Below are 22776 nucleotides of genomic sequence, written 5' to 3'. Positions count from 1 at the left end.
ATCATGACACCTGTCTGGTTATTCTGCCAATGCCAGAGGAAAGTCGAAATAAATAAAAAGTCAGGCCAATTTTTATTGGGTATTCCTGGCGTCTGAAGCTATTTCTTAAGGAAATTACGATGAAAAAATTACTCTTACCCTGCCTGATTACTGCTGCATTGTCATCAACCGCCGCGTGGGCTGAACAATCCACGGCGCCGCAAAAAGCCAACAAGCCTTTTACCATGGGCGTGGTTGTGAAAGTCGGCGGGATTCCCTGGTTCAACGTGATGGAACAAGGGATTAAAGAAGAGGGCAAGGCGCTCGGCGTTAATGCCTGGCAGGTTGGCCCAACGACGGCAGACCCGGCCGAGCAGGTGCGGGCCATTGAAGATTTAATCGCTAAGAAAGTCGATGTGATTGGCGTGGTGCCGAACGACGCGAAAGTGCTGGAGCCGGTACTTAAACGTGCCCAGGAAGCCGGTATCAAAGTGATTACCCATGAATCACCGGATCAGGCTAATGCTGACTGGGATTTTGAGCTGCTGAACACCCAAACCATGGGCGCCAATCATATGAAAGATATGGCGAAGTGCATGGGTGAAGAAGGCAAATACGCCATGTTTGTCGGCAGCCTGACGGTACCGCTGGTGAATGACTGGGCCAATGCCGCGATTGCTTATCAAAAAGAACACTACCCGAAAATGACCCTGGTGGAAGATCGCTTTGGCGTGGCGGAATCGGTGGACGATTCCATGCGCACTGCGAATGACCTGATGTCCAAATACAAAGATCTCAAAGGCATTATGTCGTTCGGTTCTCAGGGCCCGATTGGCGCAGGCCGCGCGATTGATAAGCGTAAGAAAAACGATGCGATTTGCGTGTTCGGCACCTTCACTCCGGGTCAGGGCATTAAATTGCTGGAGAAAGGCGCGATTGACGGCGGCTACATTTCTAACCCGATGATCGCCGGTAAAGTTTTCGTTCAGGTCGCCACGGCGATGATGAACGGCGAACCGATTAAAGACGGCGTCAAAATCGGCGATATGGGCGAAATCAAAGTCCAGAACAACACCATCCTGAGCGATAACCCCGAAAAGCTTGATGTTGAAAATACCCGGCGTTTAGTGAAGTTAGGTTTGTAATTTCTGGTCGCATCACCGGGCCGCCAACCGGCCCGGAAATCCTTTGGTCGTTTTCAGGAACAGCATGATGCCGCATATTGCAGAACGAAATGCCGGTGAACCGTTGGTGACGTTTAAGTCGCTAAGCAAAAGTTTTGGCGGTCATCGGGCATTAAAGAATATTGATCTCACGTTAAATAAAGGCGAAGTCCACTGTCTGGCCGGAGCGAACGGCTGTGGTAAAAGCACGCTGATAAAAACCCTGTGCGGTGTGTATATCCCGGATGCCGGTAGCGAAATTATTATTGATGATAAATCCTGGTCCAGACTCTCGCCGGATAAAGCCCGTGAGTTAGGCATTCAGGTTATTTATCAGGATCTGTCGTTATTCCCGAACCTCACGGTCGCGGAAAATATCGCCTTTGAAGAAAATCTCAAGGGCTATTTTGGCTGGCACCGCAAAGCCCGTCTTAAAGCGCTGGCGCTAAAAATTATCCACGAATTACATTTCTCCCTCGATCCGGACGCGCAGGTTCAGCATTTACCGATTGCCCAGCGCCAGCAGGTGGCGATTTGCCGCGCGCTGGTGGCCGATGCCCGGCTGGTGATTATGGATGAGCCTACGGCGTCGCTGACGCGTACTGAAGTTAACCAACTACTGCGCACGGTCAATTATCTGCGCGATAAAAATATCACCGTGGTGTTTGTCAGCCATCGTCTGGATGAAGTGAAAGAGATTTCCGACCGTATTACCGTGATCCGCGATGGCGAAATCATTGGCACCTGGGCGGCGAATTTACTAACCCCGTCGCGTATTACCGAACTGATGACCGGCAGAACGATTGTCCATCAGAAAAAGCTGCCGAACAGCGTGGAAGGAAAAGTGGTGCTGGAACTGAATAAGCTCAGTCGGAAAGGGCAGTTCGAGGATATTTCACTGAAGCTTCACCAGGGTGAAGTGCTGGGACTGTGCGGATTGTTAGGCTCAGGGCGAACAGAGCTGGCGTTAAGTCTTTTTGGCATTACCCATCCGGATAGCGGAGAGATTTATCTGGAAGGGAAAAAAGTCATCATCAAAGACAATACGCAGGCCGCGAAACTGGGCATTGCCTATGTCTCTGAAGACCGCCTGACGCTGGGCGCGGTGCTCCCGCAGTCGGTCAGCGACAATATGGTGCTTTCGATCCTTAACCGGTTAAAAACGCCGTGGCATGTTATTGACGAAAAACGGCAGGCTACCCTCGTTCAGGAGTGGATCCAGGATCTGGATATTAAAGTCGCCAATCCCGATAACCCGCTCTCGACGCTGTCCGGCGGCAACCAACAAAAAGTGGTGTTGGCAAAATGGATTTTAACCCGCCCCAAAGTCTTGATCCTCGATGCGCCGACCGTCGGCGTCGATATTGGCGCGAAAGACAGTATTTATCAGCTTATCCACCGCCTTTCCGGCGTCGGTATTTCCGTGCTGCTGATTACCGATGAAGCGTCAGAGGCGTATTACAACTGCGATCGTATTTTCCATATGCAGCGCGGGAAAATTATTAACGAGCTGTTGCCTGCGGACTATACCGAGCAGCAGCTGGCGGAGGTGATTAATGGCTAATGTATTGCCGCTCCGGTTTCCACGGTCGGTGGAAGGCTGGCTGGGCTGGGTCATCGTCCTGATGCTGGCTTTTTTTTCGCTGATGAGTAATGAGTTCCTGTCAATCCAGAACCTGCTCGATCTCACCGAAAGCTACGCGGTGACGGGGATATTCGCCCTCGGCTTGTTTGTGGTGCTGGTCACCGGGGGGATTGATATTTCCTTCGCCGCCGTGGCGTCGGTAGTTCAGTACGTGGTGGCGTCCCTGTTGCTCAGCGGCACCATGACCAGCCCGTTGCTGTGCCTGGGGTTTGCTATCGCGCTGGGTGTGATATTTGGCCTGATCAACGCGATCCTGATTTATTACCTCAATGTGGTTTCCATCATCATCACCATCAGTATGCAGTCGCTGTTGTTCGGCCTGCTGATGTGGCTGACCAACGGGCACAGCATCTATGACCTGCCGGACTGGTGGATCACCCAGCGATCGCTGTTTAGCTTTGGTTTTGAAGGAGAAACCTACCAGGTCGGGCTGCCGCTGGTGGTGATGTTGGCGATGGCCTGTTTCACCTGGATGCTGATGAACAAAACCCATATTGGCCGCCAGCTGTATGCGGTGGGCGGCAGTACCGAGTCGGCACGACGTATCGGTATCCGGGTATCGCTGATTTATCTGTTTGCCTACGGGTATCTTGGCGCCGCCGCCGCCATTGGCGGAATGCTACAGGCCTACCGCATGAGTGAAGTGGTGCCTAACGCGCTGGTGGGCGGCGAACTCGATGTATTGGCCGCCGCCGTGCTGGGCGGAGCCAGTTTGTCCGGCGGGCGCGGTTCGGTGATCGGCACGCTAATGGGGGTCTTTCTGATCGGCATCCTCAAAAACGGTCTTAACCTGATCGGCGTCTCCAGCTACTTCGTGAATATCGTCATCGGCGTGGTGATTGTCTCGGCTATCTGCGTCACCCATTACAAAAAACGTAAAGAAACGGACGTTGGATTCGTCTGACAGGGGGCTTGAAATGAAAAAGCAGGCATTTTTACCGCTTGATGGCACCTGCTCAGGGTTGCTGGCGATCTGTTTCTTCGCCGTGGCGGCGTTCAGTCTGGCGATGCCAGGGCGTTTTTTTACCGACAACACTTTTCTGAGTATCGCCTTTCAGCTACCGGAACTGGGGCTACTGACCTTCGCGATGTTTGTCCCGATGCTGAGCGGCGGTCTGAATCTGGCGATTATCGGTACCGCGAATTTGACCAGCCTGTTTATGGCCTGGCTGCTGATCCAGTATGTGCCGGCTGACGCGTCCACCGGTATGCAACTGTGGTGGCTGTTTCTGGCGCTGCTGGGTGCGATGGCGATCGCCATGGCGATCGGCGCGCTCACCGGGACCATTATTTCCCGCGTTGGCGCGCACCCGATTCTGGTGACGCTGGGCAGCATGACCATTATCAGCGGCATCGGCGTTTACCTGACTAAAGGCGCGGCGCTAAGCGGTATGCCACCGGTGGTGCGCAGTATCGGGTCGGAAGTGATCTTTGGCATTCCGGTGCCGATGGTGATTTTTATCGTCGCTACCCTGGGTCTGGCGTTGTTCCTCGGCAAAACCCGTACCGGGAAAATCATCTATATGTGCGGCAGCAACATCAATGCGACCTGGTTTAGCGGCATTCGCACCCACCGTGTGTTAATGGCGATTTATGCGATTTCCAGCCTGCTGTGTGTGCTGGCCGGGTTGATTATGCTGGCCCGTTTTAACTCCGCCCGTATGGGCTATGGCGATTCTTATCTGCTGCTGACGGTACTGGCGATTGTGCTGGGCGGCACCGATCCCTTCGGCGGCTCAGGCAAAGTCAGCCACGTCTTTTGCGCCTTGCTGGTGCTGCAGGTGATCGCCACCGGCCTGAGCCTGTTAGGCCTCAGCCTGCATTTCAATCTGGCGGTCTGGGGTATCACGCTGATAGCAGCGCTGGCGTTTAAATTCTTTAAGCAAAAATGGCAGGCACAGCGCGCCATGAATCACAGCCGAAAAGCGTTACAACAACTGGCCACTCGTGAGGGAAGATAATGCGTAGCCACCCGTTAGGTATTTATGAAAAGGCGCTACCCGGAAACACCAGTTGGGTAGAAAAACTGGCACTGGCAAAATCCTGCGGTTTCGATTTTGTCGAAATGTCGGTGGATGAGAGCGAAGAGCGGCTAGCGCGCCTCGACTGGTCACTGGCGGAGCGTATGGAAATCATTAGCGCGATCCAGAAAACCGGGGTGCGCATTCCAACGATGTGCTTATCCGCCCATCGCCGCTTCCCGTTCGGCAGCCACGATAGCCAGACTCGCCAGCAGGCGCGCGCCATCATGCAAAAAGCGCTGCGGCTAGCGCAGGATTTAGGGATACGGACCATCCAGCTTGCCGGTTATGACGTTTATTATGAGCCACAAAATGAAGAGACTATCGCCTGGTTCGAAGATGCGATGGCCTGGGCCGCGGAGCAGGCTGCAGCTGCGCAGGTGATGTGTGCCGTGGAAATCATGGATACGCCTTTCATCAATTCCATCAGTAAATGGAAAGTGCTGGATGAAAAAATTAACTCGCCGTGGTTCACCGTTTACCCGGACGTCGGCAACTTAACTGCCTGGGGTAACGAACTGGAGAGCGAACTGGCGAAAGGCATCGACCGTATTGCCGCGATCCATCTCAAAGACACATTCCCGGTGACGCCGGATTCGCCCGGGCAATTCCGCGATGTGCCCTTTGGCGAAGGGTGTGTGGACTTTATCAAGCTGTTCAAAACGCTACGCCGCCTTAACTATCGGGGAACCTTCCTGATTGAGATGTGGACGGAAAAGTCCGCCGAGCCGTTGTTAGAAATTATCCATGCGCGCCAGTGGATAGAGAGCAAGATGCAGGCAGCTGGGTGGTATGACGAACGGCCGCTCATGGCAGGTTAAGGAGATAACGATGAGCCATTACTTTATCGGCATTGATTTGGGCGGCACAGTCACCAAAGCGGGGATTTATACCGCCGAAGGTAGAGAAGTCACCGTTGCGGCCCAAACCTTGCCGCTGCTGAGCCCACAGGTGGGGTGTTGTGAGCGCGATATGAACGCGCTCTGGGCCACCACATGTCTCGTGATTCAGCGCGCGCTGGCCGAGAGCCATATTGCGGCGGAACAGATCCGCGGGATTGGCTTTTCTGCACACGGTAAAGGACTTTACCTGGTCGATAAATCCGGCAAACCCGTCCGTAATGGCATCGTCTCTTCAGATTCCCGGGCGCAACCGCTGGTGGCAAGCTGGAAGGCGCAGGGTGTCGATCGCCAGGCGTACCCGCTCAGTTTGCAACAGCTTTGGCCTTCTCATCCGGCAGCGCTGCTGGCCTGGCTGAAACAGCATGAGCCGGAGAACTACGCGCGGACGGGCCACATCCTGATGGCGCACGACTATATTCGTTACTGCCTGACGGATAACCTTGCCTGTGAAGAGACCAATATCTCCGGGAGCCAGTTGTTTAATCAGCAGCGTAATGAGTTCGATCCCGCGCTGTTCGCCCTGTTTGGCATTGAGGAGATGGTGCACTGCACGCCGGGGGTGATAGGTTCTGCCGATCTCGCTGGCTATGTGACCGCCGATGCCGCTACGTTATGCGGGTTGAAGGCAGGTACACCCGTGTTCGGCGGGGTCTTTGACGTGGTTGGCGCAGCCATCACCTCCGGTGTGCATGACAGCTCGCACCTCAGTGCGGTAGCGGGCACCTGGTCTATCGCTACCCGGGTATTCGATCGCATTATTCCGGCGGATTATCCCTATGTGTGGGGTAAATTCAGTGTTCCTGGGCAGTATTTTGCGCATGAAGGCAGCCCCACTTCCGCCAGTAATCTGACCTGGTTTATCAACCATTTTTTCCCGGCGTTGGCGAACGATCACGATACGCTTAACCGGTGGGCGGAGCAGGGGTATCAGAAGCCAGACAGCATTCTGTTTTTCCCGTGGCTGTACGGCTCAAACTATTGCGACTCATTAAGCGGCGGCTTTTTCGGGCTGGCAGGGCATCACGATGCGTCAGACATGGTTTACGCTATCTATCAGGGCATCGTATTTTCTCATTTACTGCATCAGGACCGGATGCTGCAACTCAACGGCGCAACCCAGGCGATTCGTTTTACTGGCGGGCCAACGCATTCGCGTATCTGGATGCAGATGTTTTGCGATGCCAGCAATCTGCCGCTTGAAATTGTCGATGTCGAGCAGTCCGGGTGCCGGGCGGCGGCGATGTGTGCGGCCGTTGGCGTGGGGGATTATGCAGGATTCGCACAGGCGATTAACGCCACTCTGCCGTCGGTGATCAGACTTGAGCCGAATGCCGTAAAGCACAACATGCTGCGTAGCCGGTTTGCGCAATTCAAACGCGTTGCGGATGCACTGAGTGCAATATAACGCTGATTAACTTCATTCCGGCCAGGCACGATGCCTGGCTTTTTTACGCAAAAAAATGCGGACCACGGGGTCCGCAAAAGTTCACGTTGGCTTTCGTTATTTGGGTAGAGAGACTCTCTGAACGGGCAGTGGCTTCAAGGGTTAAACGAGACTGCTCCGTTTCTGTGATGGATTATCAGACAGAAAGCTTGATAGGGATAATCGTTCGTTGCTATGCTACCTATCGCCATGAACTATCGTGGCGATGGAGGATGAATAATGAATATTCGTGATCTTGAATACCTGGTGGCATTAGCCGAACATCGCCACTTCCGGCGCGCGGCGGACTCCTGTCACGTTAGTCAGCCAACGCTGAGCGGACAAATCCGCAAGCTGGAAGATGAGCTGGGCGTGATGCTGCTGGAGCGTACGAGTCGTAAAGTGCTGTTCACCCAGGCGGGTTTACTGCTGGTGGATCAGGCGCGTACCGTGCTGCGTGAGGTCAAAGTGCTCAAGGAGATGGCAAGCCAACAGGGCGAAACCATGTCAGGTCCGCTGCACATTGGTTTGATTCCCACTGTCGGTCCTTACCTGCTGCCGCATATTATCCCGATGCTGCACCAGACTTTCCCGAAGCTGGAAATGTATCTGCATGAAGCGCAGACCCATCAGCTGCTGGCGCAACTGGATAGCGGCAAGCTTGACTGCGTGATCCTGGCGCTGGTGAAAGAGAGCGAGGCCTTTATCGAAGTGCCGTTGTTCGACGAGCCGATGCTGCTGGCGATCTACGAAGATCACCCGTGGGCGAATCGCGAATGCGTGCCGATGTCCGATCTGGCAGGCGAAAAACTGCTGATGCTGGAGGACGGTCACTGTCTACGCGATCAGGCGATGGGATTCTGCTTTGAAGCCGGTGCTGACGAAGACACCCACTTCCGTGCGACCAGTCTGGAAACGCTGCGTAACATGGTAGCGGCAGGAAGCGGTATTACCCTGCTGCCCGCGCTGGCGGTTCCGCAAGAACGCAAACGTGATGGCGTGGTGTATCTGCCCTGCATTAAGCCTGAGCCGCGTCGTACGGTGGGGCTGGTGTATCGTCCAGGATCACCGCTGCGTAGTCGCTATGAGCAACTGGCAGAGGCCATCCGCGGTGCGATGGATGGCCATTTCGACAAGGCGTTAAAAAAGGCGGTTTAAGCCATTTAGCGCCGCTACCCGATAGGCTTCCGCCATCGTCGGGTAGTTAAAGGTGGTGTTAACGAAGTACTCAATCGTGTTACCACCACCTTTCTGCTCCATAATCGCCTGACCGATGTGAATAATCTCGGCTGCGCGTTCACCAAAGCAGTGGATCCCCAGAATCTCTTTCGTTTCCCGATGGAACAATATCTTCAGCGTGCCTACGTTCATGCCAACGATTTGCGCGCGCGCCAGGTGTTTAAACTGGGCACGTCCCACTTCGTAAGGCACTTTCATCGCCGTCAGTTGCTGTTCGGTTTTGCCCACGGAACTGATCTCCGGGATGGTGTAAATGCCGGTCGGGATATCTTCAATCAGGTGCGCGTTCGCTTCCCCTTTCACCAGCGCCTGGGCGGCAATGCGTCCCTGGTCGTATGCTGCGGACGCCAGGCTCGGGTAACCGATCACATCACCCACCGCGTAAACGTGCGGCAGCGCGGTTTGGTACATGCTGTTGACCTTGAGCTGACCACGGCTGTCGGTTTCCAGACCGATATTCTGTAACGCCAGAGAATCGGTGTTGCCGGTACGACCATTGGCATACAACAGGCAGTCGGCCTTCAGTTTCTTACCGGACTTCAGGTGCATGATCACGCCATCGTCGCAGCCTTCGATTTTCTCATACTCTTCATTGTGGCGAATGACGACGCCGCTGTTCCAGAAGTGGTAAGAGAGGGAGTCGGACATCTCCTGATCGAGGAACGCCAGCAGACGGTCGCGGGTGTTGATGAGATCAACTTTGACCTCCATTCCGCGGAAGATCGACGCATATTCGCAGCCAATCACCCCGGCGCCATAAATAATCACATGGCGCGGTTCGTGGTGCAGACTGAGGATCGAATCGCTGTCATAAATGCGCGGGTGCGAGAAATCCACGTCTGCCGGATGATAAGGGCGCGATCCGCAGGCAATGACAAATTTCTCTGCTGTCAGGGTTTCAACCGTACCGTCATGACATTCCAGCGCCAGCGTGTGTTCGTCAACAAAATGGGCGTTACCCTGCAAGATCTCGCAGTGGTTACGCTCATAAAAACCCTGCCGCATCCGTGTTTGCTGATTAATCACGTTGTCGGCATGGTTGAGAATATCGGCGAATGAGGAACGAAGCAGGCGGGAATGATCGCTATAAAGGGGGTTCTGATTGAATTCGATAATACGACTGACTGCGTGGCGGAGCGCTTTTGACGGGATGGTGCCCCAGTGGGTGCAACCGCCGCCAACGTTATGATAACGCTCGATAACGGCAACACGAGCTCCTTGCTTAACCAGACCCATTGCAGCGCCTTCGCCGCCGGGGCCGGAACCTATAACTATGGCATCGTAATCGTAGGAATGTGGCATGGTAAGGCTTACCTGTTCTTATACATAAAAGCAACAGAATAGTAACATCATTGCCGGGATAACCCAATTATCGTTGTGCTTTTTTGCGAAGCCGAAGCACAAACTGCGCGTAAACAATCATTCACAAAGCTGAACAAACAGATTAACTTTGAACTCTGGTATAGTGCCGGACAAGGCATACGGAAGGATTCAGACATCGTGATGGGCGTTAGAGCGCAGCAAAAAGAAAAAACCCGGCGTTCGCTGGTAGAAGCCGCATTTAGTCAACTGAGCGCGGAGCGTAGCTTCGCCAGTCTCAGTTTGCGTGAAGTCGCACGTGAAGCGGGCATTGCGCCAACCTCCTTTTATCGTCATTTCCGTGATGTTGATGAGCTCGGCCTGACCATGGTTGATGAAAGCGGTCTGATGTTGCGTCAGTTGATGCGCCAGGCTCGTCAGCGTATCGCCAAGGGCGGGAGTGTGATCCGCACCTCGGTCTCCACATTTATGGAGTTCATCGGTAACAACCCCAACGCCTTCCGTTTATTATTGCGTGAACGTTCTGGCACCTCAGCGGCGTTCCGTGCTGCCGTTGCGCGAGAAATTCAGCACTTCATCGCGGAACTTGCGGACTATCTGGAAATCGAAAACCATATGCCGCGTGCGTTTACTGAAGCGCAAGCCGAAGCGATGGTGACGATTGTCTTCAGTGCAGGCGCCGAAGCGCTGGACGTGGGCGCGGAACAGCGTCGGCAGTTAGAAGAGCGACTGGTACTGCAACTGCGCATGATTTCGAAAGGTGCGTATTACTGGTATCGCCGTGAACAAGAGAAGATGCCCCTCATTCCGGGTAACGTGAAGGAAGAGTAATGAAACAGTCAGTTCAGGATAAAGGTACGCTGCTGCTGGCGCTGGTCGCTGGCTTGTCAATCAATGGTACATTCGCGGCGCTGTTTAGCTCCATCGTGCCGTTCTCTGTATTTCCGATTATCTCGTTGGTGCTGACGGTGTACTGTCTGCATCAACGTTATTTGAATCGCACCATGCCTGTGGGTTTACCGGGTCTGGCTGCCGCCTGCTTTATTCTCGGCGTTCTGCTTTACAGCACCGTGGTGCGCGCGGAATATCCGGATATCGGTTCCAACTTCTTCCCGGCGGTGCTGTCGGTCATTCTGGTCTTCTGGATCGGCGTGAAAATGCGTAATCGCAAGCAGGAAGTGTCGGAATAAAGAGGAGAGGCCGGATGAGACGCTTTGCGTCATCATCCGGTTATGACACTCACTTCGCCGTCAACAACACCCCACACTCCATATGGTGCGTATACGGAAACTGATCAAACAGCGCCAGACGTGATACGTCATGCGTCTGGCTTAACGTTTCCAGGTTCTTGCACAGCGTCTCCGGATTACAGGAGATGTACAGAATGCGCGGATATGCCTGTACCATTTTCTCCGTTTCGCTGTCCAGACCGCTGCGGGGCGGATCGACAAAAATCGTTTCGCACTGATAGCTTTTCAGATCGATACCCTGCAAGCGGTTAAATTCGCGCACGCCGTTCATTGCCTGCGTAAACTCTTCCGCCGCCATGCGGATAATCTGCACGTTATCAATCTGATTCGCCGCAATGTTGTATTGCGCGGCGGCAACAGACGGTTTGGCGATTTCGGTGGCCAGCACACGGTCAAAATTGCGTGCCAGCGCTAAAGAAAAGTTGCCGTTACCGCAGTACAGTTCAAGCAGGTCGCCTTTCGAGCCTTTAGTGACATCCAGCGCCCACTCCAGCATCTGAATGTTCATGGCCGCATTTGGCTGCGTAAAGCTGTTCTCAACCTGGCGATAGATCATTTCTTTGCCCGCAACTGGCAAACGTTCATCAATGTAGTCCTGATCCAGCGCGATTTTGGTTTTTGTCGCGCGGCCAATCAGATGCACGTTCAGGTTCTGCGCACGCAGGGCGTCGCGGAGCGCTTCGGCGGCTTCACGCCATTCGTCGTCCAGCTTTTTATGATACAGCAGCGAAACCACTGCCTGATTACTCATGGTGGTGAGGTAATCAATCTGGAACAGTTTATGGCGCAACACGCGGTTGTCGCGCACGCCTGCGATCATCGCGGTCATCAACTGGTTAATCAGTTCACTCGCCGCAGGGAAGCTGTCGACGCTGATTCGGCTTTTGCTCTGTTGGTCAAAAATGATGTGATAGAGGTCATCGCCATCGTGCCAGATGCGGAATTCAGCACGCATACGGTAGTGACTGACCGGCGAACGAAACACTTCCGGGACAAGGTCAGAAAAGGGCGCCATCATACTCTGCAAGCGCACCACTTTTTCGGCGAGCTGCACGTCATACTGTTCTGTCGGAAGGTGTTCGGGGGTCATGATGTATCCTGAAAAATAAAAGTACGCGGGGATTGTAGGGATTGCTCAACAGATGTCCAGTCATTGATGATCTCTCATATTTAACAAACACGCTGGACAGTAAGATGTTACAAACTGTAGCATCCGTGTGCCGGTCCTGTGAGTTAATAGGGAATCCAGTGTAAATCTGGAGCTGACGCGCAGCGGTAAGGAAAGGTGAGATGAGAGCGTAAGCAGACACTGCCTGTTGGGTGGGAAGTCTTCATCTCTTATATCCGTGGATAACCTTCCAAGCCCGAAGACCTGCCGGCTAACGTCGCAACTGGTTTTCATCATCGCGTACTATCGGTGGGACCTGCGGCATCCTTCTTATATTGTGGATGCTTTACAATGATTAAAAAAACATCGCTGCTGACGGCGCTCTCCGTCACGGCCTTTTCGGGTTGGGCACAGGATGCCACCCCTGACACGCTTGTCGTGACAGCAAACCGTTTTCAACAACCTGTTAATACCGTTCTGGCCCCGACCGATATTGTCACCCGCGAGGATATCGAACGCTGGCAGTCCCGAACCGTTCTGGATGTCATGCGCCGCCTGCCAGGCGTGGATGTCGCCCAGAATGGCGGCATGGGGCAAAGCTCTTCTCTGTTTGTGCGGGGTACCGAAGCGAAACACGTTCTGGTGTTAGTCGATGGTATTCCGGTCGCCCGTCCGGGCATTACGAATAATTCCGATATTGACCAGATCCCGGTGTCGCTGGTGCAGCGCATTGAGTATATCCGCGGCCCGCGCTCAGCGATTTATGGCTCTGGCGCGATTGGCGGCGTAGTGAACATCATCACTATGACGGGTGAGGAACGTTCGCAGATTAATGCTGGCGTGGGGTCAAAAGGTTATCAGCAATATGACGGTACGTACCGCCAGCGTTTTGGCGATACCGTGGTAACCGCGGCCGGGGCTTATCAGACCACCAAAGGCTTCGACGTTCAGCCGCGTTCCAGCTATAGCGGCGACAGCGATCGCGATGGTTATCGCAATAAACTCTTCTGGGGTGGTGTTGAGCACAAATTTAACGATCAATTCGATGGTTACTTTCGTGGCTACGGCTATGCCAGTAATGCCGATTACGACCAGGGGAACTGGGGATATGACGGCGGAAACGACGAGCACCAGAATTACACTCAATCTTGGGATACGGGGCTGCGCTTCAATTCTGGAATCTACTCGTCACAACTGGTCGCTAACTACCAGCGAATTAAGGACTATAACTACAGCAGCCTGAATGGGCGCTATGCCACAGGTTATAGCCTTGATGATATGGAACAACGCTACGTCCAGTGGGGCAACAACGTTATTGTCGGGCACGGCGCTGTCAGTGCTGGTGTCGACTGGAAACAAGAAAAGCTGATGTCCTTCGGCGAGTATGGGACAGACAACTATAAGCGTGATAACACGGGCCTCTATCTCACCGGGCAACAGCAGATTGATAGCGTGACGCTGGAAGCGTCGGGCCGTGAAGACCATGACGACCAGTTCGGCTGGCATGGTACCTGGCAAACAGCGGCGGGATGGCAGTTTGTTGATGACTATAAAGTGACGCTTTCCTATGGCACGGGCTTCCTTGCGCCTTCACTGGGGCAACAGTTTGGTGCGGAGCGTTTTGGGATCGCCTCTAACCCAAACCTGAAGCCGGAAGAGTCGAAGCAGTGGGAAGCCGGATTAGAAGGGCTGACCGGTCCGCTTGACTGGCGTCTGTCGACCTATCGCTACAAAATTCAGAACCTGATCGACTACAACAACAATACCTACTTCAACGTCAAATCCGCGACCATCAAAGGTCTGGAATGGACCGGGAACCTGACGACCGGGCCGGTCGATCATCGCTTAACGTTGCAGTATGTTGATCCGCGTGATGATGAAACCGATCAGCCGCTTTATCGTCGCGCTAAACAGCAGGTGAAGTACGAGCTCAGCGGACAGGTCTACGATCTGGGCTGGGATGTGACCTATCAGTATATTGGCGAGCGTTACGATTACGACTACGACAATTCCCGGAAGGTGAAAATGGGCGGGCTGAGCGTGTGGGACCTCGGACTTTCATATCCAGTCACCTCACATCTCACAGTTCGTGGTAAAATAGCCAACCTGTTCGATAAAGATTACGAGACAGTTTATGGCTACCAAACTGCAGGACGGGAATACACCTTGTCTGGCAGCTACACCTTCTGATCCGCGCCCCACCGTGCTGGTATTTGATTCCGGTGTCGGTGGGTTGTCGGTCTATGATGAGATTCGGCATCTCCTGCCGGATCTCCACTATATCTATGCTTTCGATAACGTGGCTTTTCCTTATGGGGAGAAGAGCGAGGCATTTATCGTTGAGCGCGTTGTTGAGATCGTGACGGCGGTACAGCAGCGTTATCCTCTTTCTCTGGCCGTTATCGCCTGTAACACGGCCAGTACGGTCTCTCTTCCTGCCTTACGTGAGAAGTTCGCTTTCCCGGTTGTGGGCGTGGTACCGGCGATCAAACCGGCGGCGCGTCTGACGGCGAACGGGGTTGTCGGGCTTCTGGCCACGCGCGGGACGGTGAAGCGCCCTTATACGCATGAACTGATCGCGCGCTTTGCCAATGAGTGCCAGATAGCCATGCTGGGGTCCGCAGAGCTGGTGGAACTGGCGGAAGCGAAGTTGCACGGCGAACCCGTGCCGCTGGAAGAACTGCAACGGATCCTGCGCCCATGGCTGCGGATGCCGGAGCCGCCTGATACCGTGGTACTTGGCTGCACCCACTTTCCCCTGTTGCAGGAAGAACTCTTACAGGTTCTGCCTGAAGGAACGCGACTGGTCGATTCCGGGGCGGCCATTGCACGACGTACTGCCTGGCTACTGGAACATGAAGCGCCGGATGCGAAATCAGCAGATGCCAACATTGCCTATTGCATGGCGATGACGCCAGAAACTGAGCAATTATTGCCCGTTTTGCAGCGCTATGGCTTTGAATCGCTCGAAAAACTGACGGTTTAACGCTGTTTTGGGTAAATATTACGCACTCGGAAAATTATTTTAAATTTCCCCTTGTCAGCCCGAAATAACTCCCTATAATGCGCCTCCACTGACACGGAACAACGGCACGCAAGCCGCCGGGTCAGCAGGGTTCTCCGGTGAAAACCAGTGATGAACACCGACAGAGAAAAGCGAAATAAATGCTTGACTCTGAAGCGGGAAAGCGTATTATGCACACCCCGCGCCGCTGAGAAAAAGCGAAGCGGCACTGCTCTTTAACAATTTATCAGACAATCTGTGTGGGCACTCAGAGTGACATGGATTCTTAACGTCGCAAGACGAAAAATGAATACCAAGTCTCAAAGAGTGAACACGTAATTCATTACGACGTTTAATTCTAAGAGCATCAAACTTAAATTGAAGAGTTTGATCATGGCTCAGATTGAACGCTGGCGGCAGGCCTAACACATGCAAGTCGAACGGTAACAGGAAGCAGCTTGCTGCTTTGCTGACGAGTGGCGGACGGGTGAGTAATGTCTGGGAAACTGCCCGATGGAGGGGGATAACTACTGGAAACGGTAGCTAATACCGCATAATGTCGCAAGACCAAAGAGGGGGACCTTCGGGCCTCTTGCCATCGGATGTGCCCAGATGGGATTAGCTAGTTGGTGAGGTAACGGCTCACCAAGGCGACGATCCCTAGCTGGTCTGAGAGGATGACCAGCCACACTGGAACTGAGACACGGTCCAGACTCCTACGGGAGGCAGCAGTGGGGAATATTGCACAATGGGCGCAAGCCTGATGCAGCCATGCCGCGTGTATGAAGAAGGCCTTCGGGTTGTAAAGTACTTTCAGCGGGGAGGAAGGGGTTAAGGTTAATAACCTTAGCCATTGACGTTACCCGCAGAAGAAGCACCGGCTAACTCCGTGCCAGCAGCCGCGGTAATACGGAGGGTGCAAGCGTTAATCGGAATTACTGGGCGTAAAGCGCACGCAGGCGGTCTGTCAAGTCGGATGTGAAATCCCCGGGCTCAACCTGGGAACTGCATTCGAAACTGGCAGGCTTGAGTCTCGTAGAGGGGGGTAGAATTCCAGGTGTAGCGGTGAAATGCGTAGAGATCTGGAGGAATACCGGTGGCGAAGGCGGCCCCCTGGACGAAGACTGACGCTCAGGTGCGAAAGCGTGGGGAGCAAACAGGATTAGATACCCTGGTAGTCCACGCCGTAAACGATGTCTATTTGGAGGTTGTGCCCTTGAGGCGTGGCTTCCGGAGCTAACGCGTTAAATAGACCGCCTGGGGAGTACGGCCGCAAGGTTAAAACTCAAATGAATTGACGGGGGCCCGCACAAGCGGTGGAGCATGTGGTTTAATTCGATGCAACGCGAAGAACCTTACCTGGTCTTGACATCCACAGAACTTGGCAGAGATGCCTTGGTGCCTTCGGGAACTGTGAGACAGGTGCTGCATGGCTGTCGTCAGCTCGTGTTGTGAAATGTTGGGTTAAGTCCCGCAACGAGCGCAACCCTTATCCTTTGTTGCCAGCGGTCCGGCCGGGAACTCAAAGGAGACTGCCAGTGATAAACTGGAGGAAGGTGGGGATGACGTCAAGTCATCATGGCCCTTACGACCAGGGCTACACACGTGCTACAATGGCATATACAAAGAGAAGCGACCTCGCGAGAGCAAGCGGACCTCATAAAGTATGTCGTAGTCCGGATTGGAGTCTGCAACTCGACTCCATGAAGTCGGAATCGCTAGTAATCGTGGATCAGAATGCCACGGTGAATACGTTCCCGGGCCTTGTACACACCGCCCGTCACACCATGGGAGTGGGTTGCAAAAGAAGTAGGTAGCTTAACCTTCGGGAGGGCGCTTACCACTTTGTGATTCATGACTGGGGTGAAGTCGTAACAAGGTAACCGTAGGGGAACCTGCGGTTGGATCACCTCCTTACCTTAAAGAACCTGCCTTTGTAGTGCCCACACAGATTGTCTGATGAAAAACGAGCAGTAAAACCTCTACAGGCTTGTAGCTCAGGTGGTTAGAGCGCACCCCTGATAAGGGTGAGGTCGGTGGTTCAAGTCCACTCAGGCCTACCAAATTTTCCCTGAATACTGCGTTGTGAAACGACTCGCATACTTTAAGTATGCTTCGCCATTCCACGCCTTGTCTCAGGAAAAATTATCGGTACAGAGGTTCTGACTACATTGTATGGGGCTATAGCTCAGCTGGGAGAGCGCCTGCTTTGCACGCAGGAGGTCTGCGGTTCGATCCCGCATAGCTCCACCATACTGTAGAACGTAATCAAGAAAACTTCAGAGTGTACCTGAAAGGGTGCGCTGCGAAGTTTTGCTCTTTAAAAATCTGGATCAAGCTGAAAATTGAAACGACACACTGTTAATGGTGTGTTCGAGTCTCTCAAATTTTCGCAACACGATGATGAATCGAAAGAAACATCTTCGGGTTGTGAGGTTAAGCGACTAAGCGTACACGGTGGATGCCCTGGCAGTCAGAGGCGATGAAGGACGTGCTAATCTGCGAAAAGCGTCGGTAAGGTGATATGAACCGTTATAACCGGCGATGTCCGAATGGGGAAACCCAGTGCAATTCGTTGCACTATCGTTAACTGAATCCATAGGTTAACGAGGCGAACCGGGGGAACTGAAACATCTAAGTACCCCGAGGAAAAGAAATCAACCGAGATTCCCCCAGTAGCGGCGAGCGAACGGGGAGCAGCCCAGAGCCTGAATCAGCATGTGTGGTAGTGGAACGGTCTGGAAAGGCCGGCGATACAGGGTGACAGCCCCGTACACAAAATTGCATGTGTTGTGAGCTCGATGAGTAGGGCGGGACACGTGGTATCCTGTCTGAATATGGGGGGACCATCCTCCAAGGCTAAATACTCCTGACTGACCGATAGTGAACCAGTACCGTGAGGGAAAGGCGAAAAGAACCCCGGCGAGGGGAGTGAAAAAGAACCTGAAACCGTGTACGTACAAGCAGTGGGAGCCTCTTTAATGGGGTGACTGCGTACCTTTTGTATAATGGGTCAGCGACTTATATTCTGTAGCAAGGTTAACCGAATAGGGGAGCCGAAGGGAAACCGAGTCTTAACTGGGCGTTAAGTTGCAGGGTATAGACCCGAAACCCGGTGATCTAGCCATGGGCAGGTTGAAGGTTGGGTAACACTAACTGGAGGACCGAACCGACTAATGTTGAAAAATTAGCGGATGACTTGTGGCTGGGGGTGAAAGGCCAATCAAACCGGGAGATAGCTGGTTCTCCCCGAAAGCTATTTAGGTAGCGCCTCGTGAATTCATCTCCGGGGGTAGAGCACTGTTTCGGCTAGGGGGCCATCCCGGCTTACCAACCCGATGCAAACTGCGAATACCGGAGAATGTTATCACGGGAGACACACGGCGGGTGCTAACGTCCGTCGTGAAGAGGGAAACAACCCAGACCGCCAGCTAAGGTCCCAAAGTCATGGTTAAGTGGGAAACGATGTGGGAAGGCTCAGACAGCCAGGATGTTGGCTTAGAAGCAGCCATCATTTAAAGAAAGCGTAATAGCTCACTGGTCGAGTCGGCCTGCGCGGAAGATGTAACGGGGCTAAACCATGCACCGAAGCTGCGGCAGCGACACTAAGTGTTGTTGGGTAGGGGAGCGTTCTGTAAGCCTGTGAAGGTGTGCTGTGAGGCATGCTGGAGGTATCAGAAGTGCGAATGCTGACATAAGTAACGATAAAGCGGGTGAAAAGCCCGCTCGCCGGAAGACCAAGGGTTCCTGTCCAACGTTAATCGGGGCAGGGTGAGTCGACCCCTAAGGCGAGGCCGAAAGGCGTAGTCGATGGGAAACAGGTTAATATTCCTGTACCAGGTGTTACTGCGAAGGGGGGACGGAGAAGGCTATGTTGGCCGGGCGACGGTTGTCCCGGTTTAAGCGTGTAGGTGTGTGTTCCAGGTAAATCCGGTTCACTTTAACACTGAGGCGTGATGACGAGGCACTACGGTGCTGAAGTGACAAATGCCCTGCTTCCAGGAAAAGCCTCTAAGCATCAGGTAACATCAGATCGTACCCCAAACCGACACAGGTGGTCAGGTAGAGAATACCAAGGCGCTTGAGAGAACTCGGGTGAAGGAACTAGGCAAAATGGTGCCGTAACTTCGGGAGAAGGCACGCTGATATGTAGGTGAAGCGATTTACTCGTGGAGCTGAAATCAGTCGAAGATACCAGCTGGCTGCAACTGTTTATTAAAAACACAGCACTGTGCAAACACGAAAGTGGACGTATACGGTGTGACGCCTGCCCGGTGCCGGAAGGTTAATTGATGGGGTTATCCGTAAGGAGAAGCTCTTGATCGAAGCCCCGGTAAACGGCGGCCGTAACTATAACGGTCCTAAGGTAGCGAAATTCCTTGTCGGGTAAGTTCCGACCTGCACGAATGGCGTAATGATGGCCAGGCTGTCTCCACCCGAGACTCAGTGAAATTGAACTCGCTGTGAAGATGCAGTGTACCCGCGGCAAGACGGAAAGACCCCGTGAACCTTTACTATAGCTTGACACTGAACACTGGTCCTTGATGTGTAGGATAGGTGGGAGGCTTTGAAGCGCGGACGCCAGTTCGTGTGGAGCCGTCCTTGAAATACCACCCTTTAATGGCTGGTGTTCTAACGTGGGCCCGTAATCCGGGTTGCGGACAGTGTCTGGTGGGTAGTTTGACTGGGGCGGTCTCCTCCTAAAGAGTAACGGAGGAGCACGAAGGTTAGCTAATCCTGGTCGGACATCAGGAGGTTAGTGCAAAGGCATAAGCTAGCTTGACTGCGAGCGTGACGGCGCGAGCAGGTGCGAAAGCAGGTCTTAGTGATCCGGTGGTTCTGAATGGAAGGGCCATCGCTCAACGGATAAAAGGTACTCCGGGGATAACAGGCTGATACCGCCCAAGAGTTCATATCGACGGCGGTGTTTGGCACCTCGATGTCGGCTCATCACATCCTGGGGCTGAAGTAGGTCCCAAGGGTATGGCTGTTCGCCATTTAAAGTGGTACGCGAGCTGGGTTTAGAACGTCGTGAGACAGTTCGGTCCCTATCTGCCGTGGGCGCTGGAGAATTGAGGGGGGCTGCTCCTAGTACGAGAGGACCGGAGTGGACGCATCACTGGTGTTCGGGTTGTCATGCCAATGGCACTGCCCGGTAGCTAAATGCGGAAGAGATAAGTGCTGAAAGCATCTAAGCACGAAACTTGCCCCGAGATGAGTTCTCCCTGACCCTTTAAGGGTCCTGAAGGAACGTTGAAGACGACGACGTTGATAGGCCGGGTGTGTAAGCGCAGCGATGCGTTGAGCTAACCGGTACTAATGAACCGTGAGGCTTAACCTTACAACGCCGAAGCTGTTTTGGCGGAATAGAGAGAAAATTTTCAGCCTGATTACAGATTAGATTAACCGGCGAAAGGCGGGTTAATAAACAGAATTTGCCTGGCGGCTGTAGCGCGGTGGTCCCACCTGACCCCATGCCGAACTCAGAAGTGAAACGCCGTAGCGCCGATGGTAGTGTGGGGTCTCCCCATGCGAGAGTAGGGAACTGCCAGGCATCAAACAAGTGAAGAGCCCATCCTGACGGATGGGCTTTTTTGCATCCGTCATCGGTCGGATCATTTTATCGAATAACGTCATCCCGCCATAATACAAGCCATACTGCGGCATATGCGGTAAACTAACCGCGATTTTGCATCAGGAAAGCCTCTATGAATCACTCCCTTAAATCCTGGAATACTTTTGGCATCGATCAAAATGCCAATGAGATTGTTTGCGCCGAAAATGAACAACAACTACTTAGCGCCTGGCAATCTGCCAATGCGTTGCATCAGCCGGTACTGATACTGGGTGAAGGGAGTAACGTCCTGTTCCTTGACGCCTTCCGCGGGACAGTGATCGTCAATCGTATCAAAGGCATTGAAGTAACAGAGCAACCAGACGCGTGGTTATTGCATGTCGGTGCGGGTGAAAACTGGCATCATCTGGTTCAGCATACACTACGTCTTGGCATGCCGGGGCTGGAAAACCTGGCGCTGATCCCCGGCTGCGTAGGGTCTTCACCGATCCAGAATATTGGTGCTTACGGCGTGGAGCTCAAGCGAGTGTGTGATTATGTTGACTGTGTTGAGCTGGCGACAGGAAAATCGCGGCGCGTGAGTGCGGCGGAATGTCGCTTTGGCTATCGTGACAGTATCTTTAAACATGAATACCAGGATCGCTACGCGATCGTTGCGGTGGGGTTACGTTTGACTAAGCAATGGCAACCAGTGTTGACCTATGGCGACCTGACGCGTCTGGATCCGGCCACGGTAACGCCCCAGCAGGTGTTTGATTCGGTTTGCCATATGCGTATAACAAAACTGCCCGATCCAAAAGTGAACGGTAATGCGGGCAGCTTTTTTAAAAACCCCGTCGTGGCAAAGGATGTGGTTGAGGCACTGCTGTCTCAGTTTCCGAATGCCCCTCATTACCCTCAACCTGATGGTTCAGTAAAACTGGCGGCTGGCTGGCTCATTGACCAATGTGAGTTGAAAGGCGTGGGTATCGGAGGGGCAGCCGTACATCGTCAACAGGCGCTTGTACTTATTAACGCGGCTAACGCGACAAGCGAAGATGTGGTCAATCTCGCGCACCTGGTGCGTGCGAAAGTCGGTGAGAAATTTAACGTCTGGCTGGAGCCTGAAGTACGCTTCATCGGGCAGAGTGGCGAAGTCAATGCTGTGGAGATCATTGCATGAAGGATAATACCGTTCCTCTGATGCTTATCTCCTTACTGGCCGATGGCGAGTTTCATTCCGGTGAGCAACTGGGTGAACAGTTGGGGATGAGCCGGGCGGCCATCAATAAACATATCCAGACTCTACGTGACTGGGGAGTTGATGTCTTTACCGTGCCAGGCAAAGGATACAGTTTACCGGAGCCGATTCAGTTGCTGGATTCTGACCGCATCCACAGTCAGTTGGATCGCGGCACGGTGGCTGTGCTGCCGGTTATTGATTCCACCAATCAGTACCTGCTGGACCGCATCGATCTATTGCAGTCTGGCGATGCCTGCGTGGCGGAATACCAACAGGCAGGTCGTGGACGTCGTGGACGTAAGTGGTTTTCCCCCTTTGGCGCAAACCTTTATCTTTCAATGTACTGGCGTCTGGAGCAGGGGCCGGCCGCCGCGATCGGCTTAAGTCTGGTGATCGGTATCGTAATGGCTGAAGTTCTACGCGATCTGGGTGCGGACAAGGTACGGGTGAAGTGGCCTAACGATCTCTACCTGTTGGATCGCAAACTGGCGGGGATCCTGGTTGAGTTAACGGGTAAGACGGGCGATGCTGCGCAGATCGTCATCGGCGCCGGCATTAACATGGCAATGCGCCGTGTGGAAGAAGGCGTGGTGAATCAGGGATGGATTACGTTGCAGGAAGCTGGGATTACGCTCGATCGCAATACGCTGGCGGCAAGGCTCATTCGTGAATTACGTACCGCGCTGGAGTTATTTGAGCAAGAAGGACTGGCTCCTTATCTTTCCCGTTGGGAAAAGCTGGATAACTTTATCAATCGCCAGGTTAAACTGATTATCGGTGACAAAGAAATATACGGTATTTCACGAGGTATCGATGCGCAGGGCGCATTACTTCTGGAACAGGATGGTATTATAAAACCGTGGGTTGGGGGAGAAATCTCCCTGAGAAGCGCTGAATAATTAAAAAGGGAGCGAAAGCTCCCTTT

Annotated in this window: 15 protein-coding genes, 2 tRNA genes, 3 rRNA genes and 1 riboswitch; of the genes, 18 read left to right on the top strand and 2 right to left on the bottom strand. The window is 53.4% G+C overall.

Annotated elements, in window-relative coordinates; all coding sequences use genetic code 11:
* The first annotated feature begins 119 nt into the window (after positions 1-119).
* The 7 genes from KI228_RS20860 (at position 120) to oxyR (ending at position 8291) form a co-directional block, all read left to right on the top strand.
* Complete coding sequence (locus KI228_RS20860) at positions 120-1124, top strand: substrate-binding domain-containing protein (RefSeq protein ID WP_044328351.1); 1005 nt, start codon at positions 120-122, stop codon at positions 1122-1124.
* Between the two features lie 64 nt (positions 1125-1188).
* A complete protein-coding gene (locus KI228_RS20855; RefSeq protein ID WP_061069499.1) occupies positions 1189-2706 on the top strand; it encodes a sugar ABC transporter ATP-binding protein in 1518 nt (505 codons plus the stop codon).
* Entirely contained in the window at positions 2699-3691 is a 993-nt protein-coding gene (locus KI228_RS20850) for an ABC transporter permease (RefSeq protein WP_061069500.1), read from the top strand. The genes KI228_RS20855 and KI228_RS20850 overlap by 8 nt, the downstream gene beginning before the upstream one ends.
* A 13-nt stretch (positions 3692-3704) precedes the next feature.
* A complete protein-coding gene (locus KI228_RS20845; protein ID WP_061069501.1) occupies positions 3705-4748 on the top strand; it encodes an ABC transporter permease in 1044 nt (347 codons plus the stop codon).
* Positions 4748-5629 carry an L-ribulose-5-phosphate 3-epimerase gene (locus tag KI228_RS20840; protein WP_042998958.1) on the top strand — a complete coding sequence of 294 codons (882 nt, stop codon included), beginning with the start codon at positions 4748-4750 and terminating at the stop codon, positions 5627-5629. Before KI228_RS20845 ends, KI228_RS20840 begins: the two co-directional genes overlap by 1 nt.
* A gap of 10 nt (positions 5630-5639) precedes the next feature.
* On the top strand, positions 5640-7115 hold the full coding sequence (locus KI228_RS20835; protein ID WP_042998959.1) for an FGGY-family carbohydrate kinase: 1476 nt from the start codon (positions 5640-5642) through the stop codon (positions 7113-7115).
* Positions 7116-7373: 258 nt separating this feature from the next.
* A complete protein-coding gene (gene oxyR / locus KI228_RS20830; protein WP_042998960.1) occupies positions 7374-8291 on the top strand; it encodes a DNA-binding transcriptional regulator OxyR in 918 nt (305 codons plus the stop codon).
* Here the strand turns inward: oxyR and sthA are convergent.
* On the bottom strand, positions 8274-9674 hold the full coding sequence (gene sthA / locus KI228_RS20825; RefSeq protein WP_042325654.1) for a Si-specific NAD(P)(+) transhydrogenase: 1401 nt from the start codon (positions 9672-9674) through the stop codon (positions 8274-8276). The genes oxyR and sthA overlap by 18 nt on opposite strands.
* A 198-nt stretch (positions 9675-9872) precedes the next feature.
* Here sthA and fabR point away from each other — a divergent pair, with 198 nt between their 5' ends.
* Both fabR and KI228_RS20815 read left to right on the top strand, forming a co-directional pair.
* On the top strand, positions 9873-10523 hold the full coding sequence (gene fabR / locus KI228_RS20820) for an HTH-type transcriptional repressor FabR (RefSeq protein ID WP_043001797.1): 651 nt from the start codon (positions 9873-9875) through the stop codon (positions 10521-10523).
* On the top strand, positions 10523-10882 hold the full coding sequence (locus tag KI228_RS20815) for a YijD family membrane protein (protein WP_042998961.1): 360 nt from the start codon (positions 10523-10525) through the stop codon (positions 10880-10882). Before fabR ends, KI228_RS20815 begins: the two co-directional genes overlap by 1 nt.
* Before the next feature lie 49 nt (positions 10883-10931).
* Here the strand turns inward: KI228_RS20815 and trmA are convergent, their stop codons facing one another.
* The gene (gene trmA / locus KI228_RS20810) at positions 10932-12032 is read right to left on the bottom strand and encodes a tRNA (uridine(54)-C5)-methyltransferase TrmA (RefSeq protein WP_104010289.1); all 1101 of its coding nucleotides are present in this window, start codon (positions 12030-12032) and stop codon (positions 10932-10934) included.
* A 114-nt stretch (positions 12033-12146) separates the two neighbouring features.
* Positions 12147-12336: riboswitch (cobalamin riboswitch) on the top strand.
* 65 nt (positions 12337-12401) lie between these two features.
* Between trmA and btuB the strand changes: the two genes are divergently transcribed.
* The 9 genes from btuB to birA all read left to right on the top strand — a co-directional run bounded on the left by btuB (position 12402) and on the right by birA (position 22750).
* Positions 12402-14240 (top strand): TonB-dependent vitamin B12 receptor BtuB, encoded by a 1839-nt coding sequence (gene btuB, locus KI228_RS20805; RefSeq protein WP_042998963.1) that lies wholly within the window; start codon positions 12402-12404, stop codon positions 14238-14240.
* Positions 14185-15036 (top strand): glutamate racemase, encoded by an 852-nt coding sequence (murI, locus tag KI228_RS20800; RefSeq protein WP_042998964.1) that lies wholly within the window; start codon positions 14185-14187, stop codon positions 15034-15036. Before btuB ends, murI begins: the two co-directional genes overlap by 56 nt.
* 393 nt (positions 15037-15429) lie before the next feature.
* Positions 15430-16971, top strand: a 16S ribosomal RNA gene (locus KI228_RS20795).
* A 69-nt stretch (positions 16972-17040) separates the two neighbouring features.
* A tRNA-Ile gene (locus KI228_RS20790) sits at positions 17041-17117 on the top strand.
* Between the two features lie 114 nt (positions 17118-17231).
* A tRNA-Ala gene (locus KI228_RS20785) sits at positions 17232-17307 on the top strand.
* Positions 17308-17488: 181 nt separating this feature from the next.
* Positions 17489-20395: ribosomal RNA gene (locus KI228_RS20780) — 23S ribosomal RNA — on the top strand.
* A gap of 97 nt (positions 20396-20492) precedes the next feature.
* Positions 20493-20608 (top strand): 5S ribosomal RNA (gene rrf, locus KI228_RS20775).
* The 16S, 23S and 5S rRNA genes sit together here with 2 tRNA genes alongside, the layout of an rRNA operon.
* A gap of 154 nt (positions 20609-20762) precedes the next feature.
* Entirely contained in the window at positions 20763-21791 is a 1029-nt protein-coding gene (gene murB / locus KI228_RS20770; protein WP_061069503.1) for a UDP-N-acetylmuramate dehydrogenase, read from the top strand.
* Positions 21788-22750, top strand: a complete 963-nt coding sequence (gene birA / locus KI228_RS20765; protein ID WP_061069504.1) for a bifunctional biotin--[acetyl-CoA-carboxylase] ligase/biotin operon repressor BirA — start codon at positions 21788-21790, stop codon at positions 22748-22750. The genes murB and birA overlap by 4 nt, the downstream gene beginning before the upstream one ends.
* Positions 22751-22776: the final 26 nt, after the last annotated feature.

Source organism: Citrobacter amalonaticus (assembly GCF_018323885.1).
GTDB lineage: Bacteria > Pseudomonadota > Gammaproteobacteria > Enterobacterales > Enterobacteriaceae > Citrobacter_A > Citrobacter_A amalonaticus.
This window is presented reverse-complemented; position numbering and strand designations above follow the sequence as displayed.